The 16,885-nt window shown below is 61.0% G+C and carries 19 protein-coding genes; 10 read left to right on the top strand and 9 right to left on the bottom strand.

Annotated features, from left to right (window positions below):
• Positions 1 to 639: 639 nt before the first annotated feature.
• From JQ609_RS02965 to JQ609_RS02950, 4 genes are read left to right on the top strand one after another with little or no spacing between them, the layout of a single operon-like run.
• Complete coding sequence (locus tag JQ609_RS02965) at positions 640 to 1,401, top strand: carboxymuconolactone decarboxylase family protein (RefSeq protein ID WP_212271946.1); 762 nt, start codon at positions 640 to 642, stop codon at positions 1,399 to 1,401.
• Between the two features lie 20 nt (positions 1,402 to 1,421).
• Positions 1,422 to 1,814, top strand: coding sequence for a DUF1330 domain-containing protein (locus JQ609_RS02960; protein ID WP_212271945.1), 393 nt, complete (start codon positions 1,422 to 1,424; stop codon positions 1,812 to 1,814).
• A complete protein-coding gene (locus tag JQ609_RS02955; RefSeq protein WP_212206915.1) occupies positions 1,811 to 2,188 on the top strand; it encodes a cyclophilin-like fold protein in 378 nt (125 codons plus the stop codon). The genes JQ609_RS02960 and JQ609_RS02955 overlap by 4 nt, the downstream gene beginning before the upstream one ends.
• 25 nt (positions 2,189 to 2,213) lie before the next feature.
• Positions 2,214 to 2,609: a putative quinol monooxygenase gene (locus JQ609_RS02950; RefSeq protein ID WP_249119351.1), complete on the top strand. Its 396-nt coding sequence runs from the start codon at positions 2,214 to 2,216 to the stop codon at positions 2,607 to 2,609.
• 18 nt (positions 2,610 to 2,627) lie between these two features.
• Here JQ609_RS02950 and JQ609_RS02945 read toward each other — a convergent pair whose 3' ends face one another.
• Positions 2,628 to 3,521 carry a LysR family transcriptional regulator gene (locus tag JQ609_RS02945; protein ID WP_212271944.1) on the bottom strand — a complete coding sequence of 298 codons (894 nt, stop codon included), beginning with the start codon at positions 3,519 to 3,521 and terminating at the stop codon, positions 2,628 to 2,630.
• Between the two features lie 253 nt (positions 3,522 to 3,774).
• On the opposite strand from JQ609_RS02945, the gene JQ609_RS02940 reads away from it, so the two are divergent.
• The 4 genes from JQ609_RS02940 to JQ609_RS02925 all read left to right on the top strand — a co-directional run bounded on the left by JQ609_RS02940 (position 3,775) and on the right by JQ609_RS02925 (position 7,009).
• On the top strand, positions 3,775 to 4,170 hold the full coding sequence (locus JQ609_RS02940) for a cupin domain-containing protein (protein WP_212272052.1): 396 nt from the start codon (positions 3,775 to 3,777) through the stop codon (positions 4,168 to 4,170).
• A 178-nt stretch (positions 4,171 to 4,348) separates the two neighbouring features.
• Positions 4,349 to 4,780, top strand: coding sequence for a cyclophilin-like fold protein (locus JQ609_RS02935; RefSeq protein WP_249127571.1), 432 nt, complete (start codon positions 4,349 to 4,351; stop codon positions 4,778 to 4,780).
• 86 nt (positions 4,781 to 4,866) lie between these two features.
• Complete coding sequence (locus JQ609_RS02930) at positions 4,867 to 5,583, top strand: dihydrofolate reductase family protein (RefSeq protein ID WP_212271943.1); 717 nt, start codon at positions 4,867 to 4,869, stop codon at positions 5,581 to 5,583.
• A gap of 214 nt (positions 5,584 to 5,797) precedes the next feature.
• Positions 5,798 to 7,009, top strand: a complete 1,212-nt coding sequence (locus JQ609_RS02925; protein WP_212271942.1) for an NAD(P)/FAD-dependent oxidoreductase — start codon at positions 5,798 to 5,800, stop codon at positions 7,007 to 7,009.
• Here the strand turns inward: JQ609_RS02925 and JQ609_RS02920 are convergent.
• Positions 7,006 to 8,670, bottom strand: coding sequence for a thiamine pyrophosphate-binding protein (locus JQ609_RS02920; RefSeq protein WP_212271941.1), 1,665 nt, complete (start codon positions 8,668 to 8,670; stop codon positions 7,006 to 7,008). The genes JQ609_RS02925 and JQ609_RS02920 overlap by 4 nt on opposite strands.
• A gap of 156 nt (positions 8,671 to 8,826) precedes the next feature.
• On the opposite strand from JQ609_RS02920, the gene JQ609_RS02915 reads away from it, so the two are divergent.
• Entirely contained in the window at positions 8,827 to 9,081 is a 255-nt protein-coding gene (locus tag JQ609_RS02915; RefSeq protein WP_212206922.1) for a hypothetical protein, read from the top strand.
• Between the two features lie 121 nt (positions 9,082 to 9,202).
• Here JQ609_RS02915 and JQ609_RS02910 read toward each other — a convergent pair whose 3' ends face one another.
• From JQ609_RS02910 to JQ609_RS02880, 7 genes are all read right to left on the bottom strand, one after another.
• The gene (locus JQ609_RS02910; RefSeq protein ID WP_212271940.1) at positions 9,203 to 9,760 is read right to left on the bottom strand and encodes a hypothetical protein; all 558 of its coding nucleotides are present in this window, start codon (positions 9,758 to 9,760) and stop codon (positions 9,203 to 9,205) included.
• Between the two features lie 19 nt (positions 9,761 to 9,779).
• Positions 9,780 to 11,369, bottom strand: coding sequence for a M48 family metallopeptidase (locus JQ609_RS02905; RefSeq protein WP_212271939.1), 1,590 nt, complete (start codon positions 11,367 to 11,369; stop codon positions 9,780 to 9,782).
• A gap of 166 nt (positions 11,370 to 11,535) precedes the next feature.
• Positions 11,536 to 12,519, bottom strand: a complete 984-nt coding sequence (locus JQ609_RS02900; protein WP_212206925.1) for an ABC transporter substrate-binding protein — start codon at positions 12,517 to 12,519, stop codon at positions 11,536 to 11,538.
• An 87-nt stretch (positions 12,520 to 12,606) separates the two neighbouring features.
• Positions 12,607 to 13,419, bottom strand: coding sequence for a lytic transglycosylase domain-containing protein (locus JQ609_RS02895; RefSeq protein WP_312014792.1), 813 nt, complete (start codon positions 13,417 to 13,419; stop codon positions 12,607 to 12,609).
• Between the two features lie 738 nt (positions 13,420 to 14,157).
• Positions 14,158 to 14,643 (bottom strand): hypothetical protein, encoded by a 486-nt coding sequence (locus JQ609_RS02890; protein ID WP_212206927.1) that lies wholly within the window; start codon positions 14,641 to 14,643, stop codon positions 14,158 to 14,160.
• Positions 14,644 to 15,214: 571 nt separating this feature from the next.
• Positions 15,215 to 15,634: a hypothetical protein gene (locus JQ609_RS02885; RefSeq protein WP_249119352.1), complete on the bottom strand. Its 420-nt coding sequence runs from the start codon at positions 15,632 to 15,634 to the stop codon at positions 15,215 to 15,217.
• A 6-nt stretch (positions 15,635 to 15,640) separates the two neighbouring features.
• Complete coding sequence (locus JQ609_RS02880; RefSeq protein WP_212271938.1) at positions 15,641 to 15,862, bottom strand: hypothetical protein; 222 nt, start codon at positions 15,860 to 15,862, stop codon at positions 15,641 to 15,643.
• Between the two features lie 372 nt (positions 15,863 to 16,234).
• Between JQ609_RS02880 and JQ609_RS02875 the strand changes: the two genes are divergently transcribed.
• Complete coding sequence (locus JQ609_RS02875; RefSeq protein WP_212206929.1) at positions 16,235 to 16,867, top strand: LysE family translocator; 633 nt, start codon at positions 16,235 to 16,237, stop codon at positions 16,865 to 16,867.
• The last annotated feature ends 18 nt before the right edge of the window (positions 16,868 to 16,885 follow it).

Genomic DNA, 16,885 nt, shown 5'->3' with positions numbered 1-16,885 from the left:
TGGCTTTACGGCTTATGCCGTGCTCTCCCCGGAGACGAGTTCTTGGTTGACTCCGTCACTGCCGTTTCCGCTCACGCTTCTCCGACAGCTTGACGCCTGCAACGGGCGCCAGGACCACACGGTTTTGCCGTACGCTTAATCCACGCCGTCGTCAGACGTGAACCAGGCGTCCACCGCGACCCGCCCCTCGTTGTGACGATGGCCAACGCGCCCCTCTGAGTGGGACGGGATGGCGAGAATGTGCCGGTGATTTGGGTGGAAGGAAAGCGAAATATTTTTGATTTTCGTAAATTTTCGACTTGACATGATTTCCGTAAATCAGAACTGATTTGCCCGTCGGGTTGCTTTGTCGCACCCACCGCGTCATATCGTGGTTGCGCGAGGCGACTCAGTTCGCGGCGCGAAGGAACAGAGACAGGCATCCTCAGCCTACGCTGATTATTGCGCTGGACCGATAAGTCCATGCACATTTAGCAGGCTAATCGCATGGTGTCGGAAGCCCTAGATTGGGTCCATGCTTCATCACACAGCTATCACCGCTCGCGCGATGGTTGTTCTCTGCGCGGCGGGCCGCCGCCATGCTTCTTCGTAATTCAACGTGCGTGAACGCATGAAATCCCGACAACCACAGGAGATCATATGAAGGTTCTTGCCATGACACTTGCGTCACTGTCCTTATTTGCGTCATCCATGGCAGTAGCTGACCCGACCAAAGCGCGTGCTGATGTGGCGTCTGTAGCGCCTGCGCTTGAAAAATACCGGCAGGAAACGCTATTCGGCGATCTGTGGAAGCGTCCCGGCCTCAGCGTCCGTGATCGCAGTATCGCAACGCTTGCCGCACTGATTGCGCGCAATCAAACCACCGAGATGCCGGAGTATCTCAGCTTCGCGCTCGATAACGGCGTCAAGCCATCTGAAATCTCCGAAATCGTGACCCATCTGGCATTCTACGCGGGCTGGGGCAACGCGATGCAGGCGGTCGCGGTCGCCAGGGAAGTGTTTGCCGTTCGGAAAATCGCAACAGAGCAGCTTTCCCCGGCGATGCCAAAACTACTTGCCCTCAACGAAGCTGCCGAAGCGGATCGCGCGAAACGCGTTGGCGAGCTTTATGGCGCGGTCTTCCCGGGTGTTACGCAGTACACCACCGATGTCCTCTTCCGCGATCTGTGGCTGCGGCCGGGGCTTGCGCCGCGCGACCGGAGCCTTGTCACGATCAGCTCGCTGGTTGCCTCCGGACAGGTCGCCCAGCTCACCGGCCACGTCACCATAGGGATGAACAACGGGCTGACACCGGCCGAGATCGCAGAAGCCATGACGCATCTCGCCTTTTATGCGGGCTGGCCCAACGTGTTCTCTGCGATGCCGGTGGCCAAGGACGTGTTTGAAAAGCGAGCGCGCTGACGCGTTGCAAGAGAGCTGACATGACAACGACAACAACTGCGCTGCTTGCGGCCGTCGCTTCCGTAGCGATCGGCACATTCGGAGCGGTCTTTGCTCAAACGCAAAGCCAGCCCAAGCGACCTGCCTTTTACATTTCCGAATTCGAGCTCAGCGATCCCGAAGGCATCAAACCCTACAGCCAGCAGGTAGAAGCGACGTTTGCGCCGTTTACTGGCCGCTATATCGTGCGCGGCGGACAAACCGCGTCCCTGGAAGGCGATCAGCCCAAACGCATTGTCATGATCGCCTTCGACAGCATGGCACTGGCACAAGCCTGGTATGACTCGCCGGCCTATCGTGCGATCAGGCCGATCCGTCTTCAATCGGCGAAATCCCGTGTCTATATCGTTGAGGGTGCGCCGGAGGTGCGATGAGCAAAGATACAAGCGCAGAAGCCTGCGTGCGCATCATCATTGGCGACACGTCGATTGAGGCAACCCTGGCCGACAGCGACGCGGCGCGGGATTTCGCATCCCTGTTGCCGCTCACGCTTTCCATGAACGATCTTTTCCGGCGCGAGAAGTTTGCAGCGTTGCCAAGGGCGATTTCCGAACGAGGCAAGCGCACACATGATTACGCGGTGGGGACCATTGGCTATTGGCCTCCCGGGCCGGACGTGGCGATCTTCTATCGTCATGATGGAGAACGCATTCCGGCGCCCGGCCTGATCGTTATTGGCAAGGTCAAGGCGGGAGTGGAAGCTCTCTCTGTGCGAGGCGCGATAAGTGCCACCATCAAACGGTCATGAGTGAAGCGTGTGGGAGGGGTGAACAATGAGCGTCAAGCAATCCCTGATCTTTGGTGTGACGGCCCTGCTGTTGGTGCTGTCGGGAGCGTCCGCCATGAGTGAGGAAAAATCAAAGCAACATATCCAGATCGCCGAAATCGTCGTCGATCCGGCCCAGCTCGATAGCTACAAATCTGCCGTGGCCGAACAGATCGAAGCCGCCATCCGGCTGGAGCCGGGTGTGCTTGTTCTCTATTCGGTATCCAACAAGGATAATCCCAGCCAGATCACGGTGTTCGAGATTTACCGGGACCGCGAAGCTTATCTTGCTCACCTGCAAGCACCTCACTTCCTGAAGTACAAGGCGACCGTCGAGAAGATGGTCAAATCGCTGAAGTTGATCCCGGTGGACCCGGTCGTGCTCGGCAGCCAGGCGAAGTAACAGGCGATGGCTTGCGACTCAGCTTCGGTGCCGTAACGCATCCACTACAAGGTTGAAGGCTACGGACGACTGTCGGCGGCTGGGATAGAACAGGTGATAACCCGAATATGGTTGGCACCAATCGCCAAGGACGCGCTTCAGGCGGCGGTTCGCCAGATACGCCTCCGCCATCTCTTCGGGAATGTAGGCCAGGCCGTGCCCCGCCAGAGCGGCATTCAGCGTTTGGATTGCGCCGTTGCAGGTCATTTGGCCGTCCACGCGCACCTTCAGCTCCCGGCCGCCTTTCTCAAACTCCCATGCGTACAACCCGCCATGTGAAGGAAGACGCAGATTGATGCAATTGTGGCTGATGAGATCCTGCGGTTTCTTCGGCTCGGGCCGCTTGCGGAAGTAAGACGGCGTTCCGACGACCGCCATGCGCAAATCCGGCCCGATGCGCACCGCGATCATGTCCTTGGCAACCTGCTCGCCGCTTCGTACGCCAGCATCGTAACCATCGGCAACGATATTGCTTAAGCCGTAGTCAACAACGATCTCGACTTTGATGTCGGGATACTTCGGTAGAAGCGAAGCGAGTTTTGGCAACAGGATCGCGTCGGCGGCATATTCCGTCGCGGTGATTCGGATGGTGCCAGCCGGCTTTTCACGCAACTCACGCACCGCTGAGAGCTCGGCGTCGATCTCTTCGAAGCGGGGGCCAATGCTTTTCAGCAGGCGCTCACCTGCCTCTGTCGGGGCTACACTGCGGGTGGTGCGGGTAAGAAGCCGCACGCCAAGGCGCGCCTCAAGCTCGCGAATGGTGTGGCTGAGAGAGGATTGCGACACGCCCAACTGCAAGGCGGCCCTCGTGAAGCTGCGTTCCCTGCCAACGACCGAGAAGGCGAGAAGGTCATCGAGGTAGCCGCGCTGCATTTATCGCTCCTCATCATAAGTCCTTTCGGATTATAGCGGCTAGTCGAAAGACACGCACGGCTTATATCCGTGGACGAAACGACGCGTATTCGCGTGGCTGAGCGGGGATGAGCAAATGGAACGGGATTCAACCGGCTTGGAGGTAACGCGCAGGCATCTGCTTCGCCTCGTCGGCGGGTTGGCAGTGCTGGTCGGGTATCCGCCCGCCCTTGCTCAGCTGCCAATGCAGCAATCGATGGAAGGGAAAACGGCAATGAGGATTGAACGCAATGGTTCGCGCCCATCGACAAGAGGGGCGCAGGATTACTTCAGCGGCTCGGTCCGCGTCGAACCGGTTTTTCAAGTCGGTGATCCGATGCGGTTGAACGCCGGTAGCGTGACGTTCGAGCCCGGCGCGCGTACCGCATGGCATACGCATCCGCTTGGCCAAACCCTCATCATCACGGCCGGTCTCGGCTGGGTGCAAACCGAAGGCAGCCCGATCGAGGAAGTCCGGCCGGGTGATGTGGTGTGGTTTCCGCCCGGTGAGAAACACTGGCATGGCGCAACGCCCAACACCGCGATGACGCATATTGCGGTTCAGGAAGCTCTCAACGGCAAGAATGTCGATTGGATGGAGAAGGTGAGTGACGCGCAATACAGTAGATAGCGGCCAGCCTCTAACCTGAAGGCGATTCATGCGACCCTGCATCATCTGCCGCATGAGCACATCGATTGTTGGGTGAAGCCGGTGAAATGCTGTGTTGCACCGACTGCGCAGCCTCAAATTCATGAGTGCAACTCATGACGAAATCCGTATCTTCCCCAACCAAACGGAGGAGCCGCCGATGATCACCAGAGCACACCCCATGATCGTGGCGACCCTGGCAACGATCGTCGCCATCCTCGGACTGACAGGACCTCTCATGGCAAAGGAGCGCATTCTGATTTCCTCTGAGTGGGGCAAAGTCACTGCCGATCTGGCCGACAACGACGCTGCCAGATCGCTCGTCCGCATGTTGCCGGTTACGATCCAGATGCGCGATCATTTGCGCCAGGAGAAGACCGGCAATCTGCCTGCGCCCCTACAGGAGTCGGTGCGCCAAACACGGTTCTCCAAGGGGACGCTTGGGCTTTGGACTTCGGATCACTTCGTCATCTACTATAGCGATGGTCAGGTTCCTCAGCCCGGGATCATCATCCTTGGACAAGTGGCCGGCGACGTTTCGATGTTCGACCGACCCGGATCCGTCACTGTTCGGATTGAGCGTGCGCAATAGAAGCGGCCCTGCGAGGCTCGATGGGAGCGCGAACATACCGGCTATGTCTATCTCGGCGTTGGTACCCTTCAACAAGAAAGCGATTCATGCGACCCTACATCATCTGCCACATGAGCACGTCGATTGATGGACGCCTGCATCCCAGCCGATTCACCCGGGCGGCCCCGGGCATTTCGTGGGATGTCTTGCGCGCGTACCACGAAAAAATGCATGAGCGCTTCGAGGCTGATGGATGGATCGTTGGCCGCAAAACCATGAGTGAAATGGCCAAAGGAACCGAACGGAGCATTGCCGAAGCGTCGAAGGTGCCACGTGAAGCGCATCTCGCCGAACGCCATGGCCGCAAGCTCGCCGTCGCTATCGACCCATCGGGCCATGTTCATTACGGCAAGGACAATGTCGGCGGCGACCATGTCGTTGCGGTACTCGGCGAGCAGGTGTCTGACGCCTACCTCGCGGAACTTCGCGAAGATGGTGTTTCATATGTCTTCGCTGGCGAAAAAGGCGATGAGCTGTCACGGGCGATGGAGCAGCTGGCCTCGCTTTTCGGCGCCAAAAAACTGCTGCTCGAAGGCGGTGGCAGGATCAATGGTGCATTCCTCAAGCACAAGCTTATCGATGAGTTCAGCACACTGATCTTTCCCGCGGTAGATGGCGTTGCCGGCACGCAAAGCATTGTCGATTACAGCGGGCCGGAGGGCGACCGTCCCGGTGCCGGGCAGGCGTTGCGGTTGACTCACTGCGAGGCGCTTGATGGCGGAATGGTCTGGCTACGTCACGCAGTGGAACGCGCGCCCGGGTAATGGATTGCTTCGCTGCGCTCGCAATGACAGCGAGATCGCAGGGTGGGTTAGCCATGGGTCGCGCGAATGCGCGTCTGATGATATATTCCACGTAACCTACGGCCTGGTGAACGAAGATGGTGGGTTACGCTGCGCTAACCCACCCTACGAGTTTTGGCCCTTGATTCCGCTTCTCTCACGCGATTAGCTCCCGCCGAACGTCCGGGAGAATCACATGCCGCGCATTGTTGTTCTTGGTGCTGGATTTGCGGGGCTGTGGGCCGCTCTGGGTGCTGCGCGCAAGCGCGACGAGATCGGTGCGCCGGCGGCGGATGTCGAGATACTGGTCGTCGACCGCAACCCCTACCACAACATCAGGGTTCGCAATTACGAGGTCGACATCGGCGAGGCGGCGATACCGCTTGCCGAAGTGCTCGACCCGGCTGGCGTCGATCACCGGGTTGCCGATGTGAGGGCGGTCGATCCCGCCCGGCAGCAGGTGAGCGTCACCACGAATAGCGGCAGCGAGACCATCGACTACGACCGGCTGGTGCTGACGCTCGGCAGCCAGCTCGCGCGCCCCGCGATACCGGGGCTGGCGGCCTGTGGCTTCGATGTGGATAGTTATGCGGCGGCCGTCCGGCTCGAGGCGCATCTCGCCGCGTTGGGCGGGCAGGCGAGTGCCGAAGGCCGTGCCACGGTGGTCATCGTCGGCGCGGGCTTTACCGGCATCGAAGTCGCCACCGAGATGCCGGGCAAGCTTGCGAAGGCAGGTCTCACCGGCGAGCGGCGCATTATTCTCGTCGATCCCAATCCGGTGATTGGCGTGACGCTCGGAGAACAAGCGCGCCCGATCGTCGGTGAAGCGCTGGCGGCGCTCGGTGTGGAAACGCGGCTCAACGCAAGGGTCACGGCGATCGATGCGAATACCGTCACGCTGAGCTCCGGCGAAGTCATCCCGACGCAGACAGTGGTGTGGTGCGGAGGGATGAAGGCAAGCCCGGTGGCTCAAACGATTGATGTCGAGCGCGATCGGCTGGGCCGCCTCCATGTGGATCAGTTCATGCGCCTCACCGGTGCGACAAACATCTTTGCCGCCGGCGATGTGGCTTCCTGCGTCGTGGACGGCGAACATGCCACCGTGATGTCCTGCCAGTTCGCGAGGCCGATGGGCCGCTTTGCCGGAAACAACGTCGTCGCCGATCTGCTTGAGCAGCCGATGCTTGCCCTTGACATCGATTGGTATGTCACCGTGCTCGACCTTGGCGCCTGGGGCGCGCTGCATACCGTCGGATGGGATCGCCAGCTTCATGTCTCCGGCACCGCCGCCAAGGCGACCAAGCAGATTATCAACCGGCAGCGGATCTATCCGCCGCGGAGCGGTGTTCGCGCGGATATTCTGGCTGCCGCCGCACCGACGGTGCAGAAGCCTCCGGCCGTGCGCTAGCGCTTTCCTTCGATGGCGATCTCGACCAGATAAGGCCGATTTCCCGCCACAGCTCGCTCCATGACCGCGGCAATGTCACCGGCCTTTTCGACCCTGACGCCTTCGACGCCCATGCCGGCCGCCAGATGCACAAAATCGAGGTCCGGTCCCGTCAGGTCCATCTGCTGATAGGGATGCTGCGTGCCCGCCTCGAAGTTTTGACGCCAGACGTCCACATTGTGCTTGAGGATGCGATATTGCCGGTTTGAAAGAATGACAAACACGATCGCCAGCTTGTGGTGTGCCGCGGTCCATAGCGCCTGAATGCTGTACATCGCTGAGCCGTCGCCGGAGACGGCGACCACCGGGCGATCCGGCATCGCGACCTTCACCCCGATCGCACCGGAAAATCCCTGACCAATGCCGCCGCCGCGCCCGCCGAAATAATCACCGAAGCCGCGATAATCGAACGACCGCGCCAGGTCGAGACTGGCGGTGATGCTTTCATCCACGATGACGACATTGTCAGGCAGGCCGCGCCGGAGTTCGGCCGTCACCCGCGCCATCGAACTCGGCTCGCGGTTCCAGGCTTTCTCCAGCCGCGCCCGGTGCGCCTCCCGGTCGCGGGCGCTCAACTCGGCCAGCGCCTGATTGCGGCGCTCTGCGGCGAGCTTGAATTCGGCGCTTTGCCGCGCGCTCACAATCTTCGCCAGTGAGGCGATGCTGGCCGCCATGTCGCCGACGATGCCGCCGTCGAGGCGGTGATTGAACGCCAGGCGCTCGGGCGATTCCTCGATCTGGACGACGACGGCGCCATCAGGGAAATGGCTGCCTTCCGCATACCAGATGTCCTCGAAGAACGGACCTCCCAGCAGCAAGACGAGATCGGCATCCGACAAGGCTTTGCGAACCTGCGCGGCGTCGGCCGGGAGCGATTGGCGATAGTTCGGATGGCTGGTCGGAAACGGCGCATGGGCGCGCAACCCTTCGAACCAAACCGGCGCGCCGATCGCCTCCGCCAGCGCGACCAGCGCCTGAGAGGCCCCTGATCGGGCGACGTCATCGCCGGCGACGATGGTGGGCCGCCCTGATTTCAAAAGAAGCGAGGCGAATTCCTCGATCCCGGCAGGGTCCGGTTGTGACGAACGCCACAATTTATCTGGTGCGATCGCCTCGACGTCGGTTTCCTGCTCCAGCACGTTGATCGGAAGCGAGACGAAGACCGGTCCCCTGGGTGCATCGGTCGCAACCTTGAAAGCGCGGCGCAGCAAGGGCGCGAGTTCATCCGCACGCTCCACCTGCACGCTCCATTTAGTGACCGGCGCCGCCATGGCAACGAGGTCGTGGCCCAGCACCGGGTTGGCCAGCCGCATGCGCGTATCCTGCTGGCCGGCGGTCACGACGAGCGGCGAATTGGCCTTGAGCGCGCCGTAGATCGCGCCGATGGCATTGCCGAGTCCGGGAGCTACGTGGAGATTGGCCACAGCCGCGCGGCCGGTGGCCTGTGCATGGAAACTCGCCGCGCCGACCGCCACGCCCTCATGGAGGGTCATGACATATTCGATCTGCGGATAGCTCACCAGACTGTCCAGCAACGGCGTTTCTGTCGTCCCGGGATTGCCGAAGATGTGGCTCACGCCATTCGACACCAGCGAATCCATTACTACACGCCGTCCGCGCATTGCTTGCTCCCTTTCAGGTTCGTTTTTTGGACGATAACACGCCGGCAGCATCGTGAGCGAGCTCCCGGGCGCGCATGTGGGTTCCTCGTGGCGCGCTTGTTTTTGGAACTAACCTGGGTCAGGCTGGTTTCGTTTTCTCAACTGGAGAACGCACCGATGAAGCTGTTCGTGACGGCGTTCGCTGCTGCACTTGCAAGCAGCACCTTTGCGCTTGCTGACACCCCCGTGACACCGGCCGAGGCCGAGAAAATCAAGGCTGTCCTGGAAGGCCTTGGCTGCACGGGCGGCAAGATGGAAAAGGAAACCGAGGCCAGCAGCTATTTTGAAGTCGATGACGCCAAATGCAGGGATGGGCAGTACGACATCAAGCTCGACAAGGACTTCAAGCTGATCGCAATGACTCGCGACTAAGCCAGGACCAGTCCGCAGCATGTAGGATGGGTTGAGCTCTTCGCGAAACCCATCATTTGCTGCCCGCGAAGAAAAGATGGGTTTCGCGAAGGGCTCAACCCATCCTACGTACTATCTCACATCAAAGGCCAAGCGTGACCTCGGCCCAGCGCATCACCCTATCGCCGTTGAGAAACTCGATCACGCTGGGCTCGGTCGCCGCCGGCCGGTCGTGACCGAGCACGGCGGTTGCGGCGATCATGTCGCAGCGTTCGTTGAAGACGACCGATATCGCGGTTTTGCCGGGCGGATTGCGGGCGTTGAGCGTGTAGGCGCGGCTGCGGCCTTTCATCCACGCAATGTTGACCGGACGACCGGCACCGAGCGGCGCAACGTCGCCGACGAGAACAAGATCTCCCATGCGGTCCAGATCTTCATCATCGGCGACGCCGGTCGTGCAATTGCAGAACCCGATCTTGGCACGCAGATAGAGGCTCACCTCGGCGCCGCAGTCAGCCGCCTTGCAGCGGAACGCCTTTCCCTTGCCCCACTGATCGATGGGGAACGGCCAGGCCACCTCGGTCCATACCGGCGCGGTCGCAGTTGCGGCGGCGTGCCGTGGCAGACCGGACCACGCCAACGCCGCCGCGAGTACGCACCCCAGCGAGGCTGCTGCGACGGCGATAGCTACCCTTCTCATTGCACCACCGTTCTGCTCGCTAGTTGCCGGCGAGATAGGTCTTTGCCGCCGCTACCTCGCGCCGCTCCGTGTCGGCGTTCGCCGCGAGCGTCATTAGTTGCTGATAGTTCTGCCGCGCCGCCGCCTTGTCACCGAGCGTGTCGGCCGCCTTGGCTGCACCGGCGTAGCCCTGGAATCGGTTCGGCTCCTTGGCCTTGGTGGCCTCGAATGCCACAAGCGCCTCCTTGGCCATGCCGCGATCGAGCAGCATGAAGCCATAGAGCTCGCGCGCCGGTGCCAGCGGACCTGGCGTCACCACATGTTTCTCGGTCAGGTCCTCGGCGTCCGCTGCCGCACTCATGGCCTTGAGAGCCTCGTCGTATTTGCCCTCCGCGTGAAGCACCCAGGCAACGGCGACCTGATGCTGGATGTCGACGATCTGCGACCAGTAATTATCCTTGGCGTCGCGCAATTTATCGCGCAATTCCGCGAGCTTCTGGACGTCGGCCTTGGCCGCTTCCGGCTTGCCGGAGCGCGCCGCGCCGATTGCGCGCGCGAAATGCGAGATCGCCATCGCGTAGTTCAGGCCGCTCGGCCTGACCGATAGTTGCGAGGCCGCGTCCCAGTCGCCGCGGTCGATCGCATAGCGGGCTGGCGAGGCCGCCAGCGCGTAGTCGGCGGCCGCGACCGTCGCCTTGAAGTCGGTCTCCTTGATCATGTCGTCTATGACGGCGCGCGCCTGCTGGTCCTGGGCCAGCTGAAGATGGGCATAAACCATGTAATCCTGCGCGTGCAGGTAATTGCCCACCGACTTCTCGGACTTCGCGGCTTTCACGGAGGCGGCGTTGGAGGCGATCGATTCCTTCCAATAGCCGACGCGGGTGTAGATGTGCGACGGCATGTGCTGGGCGTGCGGCGCGGCCGGCGCGATCTTGGCGTAGCGGTTGGCGGCGTCGAGGCCTTTTTGCGCGGTCGCCGGATAGTCGTAGAGGTGGATCAAATAGTGCGTCACGCCCGGATGCTGCGGCAGCCGTACCGACATCGGCTCCAGGATTGCGGCGCCCTTGGACTGCTGCGCGTAGGTCTTGTCCTTCAAATCCGCCGACGTGTTGAGCGTGATGGCGTAGGCAATCTGGGCCTCGTCATCGTCAGGATATTTCGCCGCGATGTCGGCCTGCTTGTCGCGCAGCGCGCGCATGCGCTGGGCATGGGGGATCGTTTCGTGGTCCGCATACATCACCATCATCGCATCGATGTAGTCGCGTTCGCGCTCGGTCTTGGCTCCGATCTCCCTGGCTTTGGTGATCGCGGCGAGGCCGGGCGCAAGATTCGGCCGCGGAATTGCGGCGTGCGGATTGTCCATCATCGTGAGCGCGATGCCCCAATAGGCCATGGCGCATGACGGATCAGCCTTGATGGCCTCCTCGAAGATCTCCTTGGCGTTGGTGTACCAGAACGAGTGCTGATATCGCATCGCGCGATCGAAGCGGCGCTGCGCAACATCGTTGCAGGATGTCTTGAAGTTCACGTTGCCGAGCTGCTGATCGACGTCGTCTTGCGCGGCGACCAGCGGCTGAGACGTTGAAAGCATAAGAGCCGCGACGGCGATACCGAATGGAGACTTCCGCATGGATTTCCTCCCCTGGCTCATCTGGCAAGAATGGCTGTACTATACGACTTTCATCCCTTTGCCGTAACACTTTGCCGTAACCACCGCATCATGGCAGCGCAATTGACCTTTCGGGCCCCTCCCGGGCATTGGGCCTGGATGGGCCTCGGCGAGACGCTGTTGGGCTTCACTCGATCAGCTGATCCGCGAGCACAAGGATTGTCGGCGGGAATGTGAGCCCGAGCGTCCGGGCAACCCTGACGTTGACGATCAGCTCGAACCTCGTCGGCAACTGGATCGGCATCTCCGCCGGCTTCTGGCCCTTGAGAATGTTGTCGACATAGCTTGCAGCGCGACGGAACAGGTCGGCGAGATCGGCGCCATAGCTGAAAAGCGCGCCGGCCCGCGCGATTTCGGCATGTTCGCCGATCACGGCAATGCGCAGGTCTGCCGCGATCCGGCAGATGTCCGCCATCATGGCCACCGTCAGGAAATCGCGGATGACGATCATGGCTGTGCCGCCGTCGTCGGCGAGCTTCTTGATCTGCTCGGTGAGTTGCACGGCGGACGGCGCACTGAGCCCGAGGCGTACCGGCTCGATACCGGCGCTCCTCGCATCCGCCATGGTCTGCGAGCCCCAGGCGCTGAAGGTGGGATCGGTGGCGTTGTGCATCACGCCGAGTTTCTTCAGGCCGGGCAGGATCTCCTTCAGCATTTCGATGCGCTTGGCCGAAATCTCCTCGCCGAACGCCGAGAAGCCGGTCACGGTGCCGCCGGGCCGGGCCAGACTCTGGAACAGTTCGGGGTCGCTCTGCACCGCCGGCAATGCCACCGCGACCACGGGAATATTCGTCTTGCGCACGATGGCCCGCGCCGCGGCCTGGCCCGGCGAAAGAAACACATTCACCGGCAGCGCCACCAGCTCGTCGATCATGGCGTGCCCTCGCGCGACGTCGCCGTTGGCGCTGCGCGCATTGACGATGATGGTGCGTCCTTCGACGTGGCCGAGCCCAACCAGCGCCTTGCGAAAAGCGCCGACCGTCACGTCGTCGACGTCGGCATTGGCAAATCCGACAAAGCCCACGATCGGAATGCGCTGCTGTGCCCGCGCTGCCAGCGGCCAAGAGGCCGCCACGCCGCCGACCAGCCGGATGAACTCGCGTCGCTTCATGGCCGGCCCCGCGCTCGATGGTTTCACCCGATGGTAAGCACTTTTCGGCGGGGGTCCAAGAGCGGCCGGAGCTATCGGGAAAGCGATCTAGATGCCGCGCATCTTGTGATCGGCCCAGTTCTTGAGATCGCGTACCGTCAGTACCTCGAGGAACGGGTTAGCCCTGACAAGTTTCTGGCGCGTGGTTCGACCGGTCGCGTCAGCGGCGGCCATGACGGACGCGGCGTCGGCATGTTCGGCGCCGGACAGCAGAGCCACGGCGCCAGCCGGTCCGGCAAAATAGGCCAGATAAAGCGAACCGGAGGTGAGGGGCAGACCGCGTTTATTCAGTGTCCTGGCATATTGCTCGAGCAGCCGCGCAATGATCTCCCGCGTAAGCTCGACGTCCTGCCGCAGCTCCAGCAGTTCTTTGTCGCTGCGGCCCTTGATCAGATCGCGGCGATGCTTTCGGATGGCTTCGAGCCAGGTGTCATCGAGAAACTGACCAGCCCCTGTGGCGCTGGAAAGCTTGTTCTTCTTAGTCGCAATTCCCGCCGATTCGACCTTGATGATGCGTTCCACCAGAGCCTTGACGTCGATTGACTCGATTGTCTGCCGGTTTGAATGCGCACTGCGAAAAATGTAGGGGCCTGCGACTGCGGCCAACGCAATCGCCACCGCTAACAAGATGGCGATGATTGCCAAGTTGAACAAATCTCGCGATCTGTCAGGAGCGCCCCGCTCGTCCGGGCGCGGCGGCCTGATTTCGTCCACACGCGCTACCCTCGTTGGCGTAGGAGCGAGGTCGGCCGGTTCGGCGCCGGCCAACACGACATTGAACGAAGGCCATTGCGCTAGGTCTGGCATCGGGAAGACAAGTTCAATGCTTGCAGCAGACCATCGAAAGCGTTCGGACGACACGGCCTGGCCTCGCCGATCGGTTTCGGCCGGGCCATCCTTGCCGCCTTGTTGGGATTTGTGGATTGAGGCCTGGGTCTGTCAGGCTCCGTGTATTTGGGTCGAGGTCGCAACTTTCCGGCAACGTGCTTCTTGCCGCCTGCAGCGCTCCCAACGGTGCCCGGATTGGTTTCTGGAGTTAAGGCCGCCGTCGTAGCCGGCGGCGGTGTTGGTTCGACCGATGAGATCGGCTGAACCGGTGCTTCATGCTGCAAACGGTGGATCTCGCGCCGGTCAGCCGTCTCCAGGGTGTCGCCTGTTACGCTGACGTCGATGGTCACTTGCTCGAACCGATCTGGCGCACTTGTCTTCGTGCGTCGCGGTGTCCCCAGCTCCATGATGGTCAGTGCGCTGAGGCCAACAACGATGAGACCTGCCCTCATCATGATCTACTGTTCCAGGACGAAGATGCTTGCCCCGAGCCGGGGAAATAATCTGCCCAACGTCGCAGAACGATTTCTAAGGTCCAATGCGGCGGGTTAGCGGCAGAATTGACTTGCGCGCAGCAGCGGCGAAGTAAGTCTGACAACAGGGTTAATACGCGGAGGCGCGAGTAGACGCGCGATCGATCCATTGGCCGTGGCAATGATCCAGCCGTTGCCCGGCGTAGATCACCGCGTTCATCTTGGGAACTTAGAGGCGCCGGGGGCGGGCCCGTGTGCTCGGCATGGGGGCACGGCGATGGTGTCGCTGCGCTGAGGCTCAATGAAGGTTGAACAGCTCTCTCACCAGCTGCCCGGAAATGATATTCGCGAACGACAACCTGGTAGGCGGTGCGGCCGGTGCCGGGCTGCTACTCGGGGCCACAGGCGTGTTGGTTTGCGTATGGGGCGACGACGGCTGTCTGGCTGCAGCCTCCTTCACCAGCCTCTTCGTGGCCTTTGGCTTGGTTTTTTCCACGCCGGTAACCGACGCATGAGAAGTTATCGGCGCGTATGATTGTGCTTGCGGGGGCGGCGCGTCCGGTATGGCTTCGGCGGCCGGCGCTGGCGGCGGAACGATCGTCGGAAGGTTGGTGTCGATGACGATCCGTTCCGGCGGCTGCTGCAGAGAAGCGATCCGGATGACCGGCCTGTTAACTTCGTCACCGGCCGGCTCCGCCAAAGGTTGCGGAAAGAACCAGTTGGCCACGAACAGCAACACAAGCAACGATGCGCCGACCCAGGCAATGTATCGTCCGAGAGGCATAACCATCTCCGCCACAGAACCTGACGGAGAGCAAACGCCGTAATTCCTGACAGTCCGTAACTGAACGTGGTTACTGCCGGAATTGCTGTTGCCGAGTTCGATCACAAACTTCTGTGATCTACTCGGTGTAGATTTGATGGGAGTTCGGCAGGTCCGGGAATTGACTGCCTGCTACCGATGAACCGGCATACGCGCATACCGCGATGACGAGCGCCCTGATGATCGTGAACATTTGCTGCCTCTTTCTTGTTGGAGGCAGCCTAGGACGGATTCGTTTCGGACGGCTTAGGGAAGGTGGTTTTCACGTCCTTGATCGAGTTGGTAAACAGTCTGCTTGCATCCATTTTCCGTTCGCCCAGCCACATCGGTCGGCGCGGCCTTGATATGGGCAAGGCTGCCACAATCGTGACAAAGCTCGATCGCAGTGCACATCATGCGCCGCAGTGCAGCGGCGCAGCCCGCGCCGCGCCGCATCAGGATCGCTGGCGCTTCTCCTGTCGCGGCGCAGTGGACCGTGGGCCAAGGACTTAGGCCAAGGAGGACTTAGGCCAAGGACTTGGGGCAAATCTGTTCAATGCCACGTCGGCCTGAACGATTTAGCCACCGCCAGCGCAGCCCACTCGTCGGTTTCCAAAGCAATTTTCTGTGCCAGCATGACGTCGCCGGGCACCAGTGGCTGGTTTGGCACAAAACACCAACCGGCTTTCGGGCGCCCATATTGGTCTAGTTCATGAATATTTGTCGCGGTGCCATAACAGATCCGGTATCGCTTGCCGCTTTGGCAGCCCGTGACCTCGAAATACCCGTATTTGTTGAACTGAACCAGTTGTTCAGGCGATAGCCATGCTTGCAGCAACCTTATGCCGCGCACCTCCCTTTGAGGGCAGCCCAATTCCCGATATTGAGCCCGCAGCAATTGCCAGCGGTTCGCGCTATCCGCCAGCAATTGCCTGATGTTACGGACCGCGTTACGTAGCGTTGTCTGCAACATGAGACGCTAACCGCCGACCAGCCTTGGATAAAACAGGGTTTCTTCGGCTTTCGGATCGAACCTGCGGGTTATCGTCGGACCGCCAGAGGAAGTTCTGATTGCCGCTGTGAAGCCGGCGCCTGTGAGCTGTTCGAAGCGCCTTTCCGCTTCAAGCAACGCCTTCGCGTCGTTCGCATCAAATTCATGGCGGGTATCGCCGGTGTGGTCCATAACGATTTGGGTTGCCATTGCAAACACTCCTTGGGGTTCGCACCATCAGCAAATCTGCAATGGCAGAAGTTCCGAAAAGTTCCAAAGGCTCGCCAAAATACAATTGTCGCCCGCCGGCCGGTTCAGAAATGGGCGATTCATTTTCGAAATGCGGGCAGGGAGCAATTTTCCGCTGCGCTGGTCGAAATTGTTCACATTCCGAACGGGGAGCGGGCCCTCAGGGTAATTCGCGTCGCTTTTGGTGCAAGTAGAGGCTGGGTGGGCGGCTACCCAACTGCTAATGAAATGGGCCTGCCTCCGTCATAGCCATCACCGGCTGGCACACCCGACAGGGTGTCGCTTGACCTCACTACGCACGCTTGAACCTCACTACGCATATGGATGCGAATAATGACCTTGACGACCTATTTGCTGTACCTGGCCGCCGTGGCCGTGTTGGTGCTGTCACCCGGCCCAACCATGCTCACCTGCATGACGACGGCCCTGAACGAAGGCAAGTCAGGCGCGCTGGCGGCCGCGGCTGGCAGCATCAGCGCCGTCCTCGGCGTCATGGCGCTTTCGGCGCTGGGCCTCGGTGCATTGCTCGCGGCATCGGAGCTTGCCTTCACCGTGGTCAAGGTGATCGGGGCGATCTATCTCATTTGGCTCGGCATCAAGACGTTCGGCAACACCGCGGAAGCCGTCGATATCAAGAGCGCTCCGGCGGACAGCGGCCGGCGCTTGCGCACGCACTATGTCAGGGGCCTCCTGGTCGGGTCGAGCAATCCCAAGGCCATCCTGTTCTTCACCGCGTTCTTCCCGCAGTTCCTCAACCCGGCCGAGCCGTTCGCCGCGCAATATTCCATCCTCACCCTTACCTTCATCGCATGCGAATTCAGCGTGCTGGCGATGTGCGCCTTCGGCGTTTCCGCGATCGCGCCCGTCCTGCGCTCCAGCTGGCACATGCGCTGGATCAACAAGGTAACAGGTGGGCTGTTCGCGACGATGGGTGGCCTGTTGTTATTCAGCCGGCGTCACGCCTGACAACGAAAATTCGGTGTC

The sequence above is a fragment of the Bradyrhizobium sp. AUGA SZCCT0169 genome, from assembly GCF_018130085.1.
Lineage (GTDB): Bacteria > Pseudomonadota > Alphaproteobacteria > Rhizobiales > Xanthobacteraceae > Bradyrhizobium.
The sequence above is the reverse complement of the archived record's forward strand: the minus strand, read 5'-3'. Positions and strand labels throughout refer to the sequence as shown.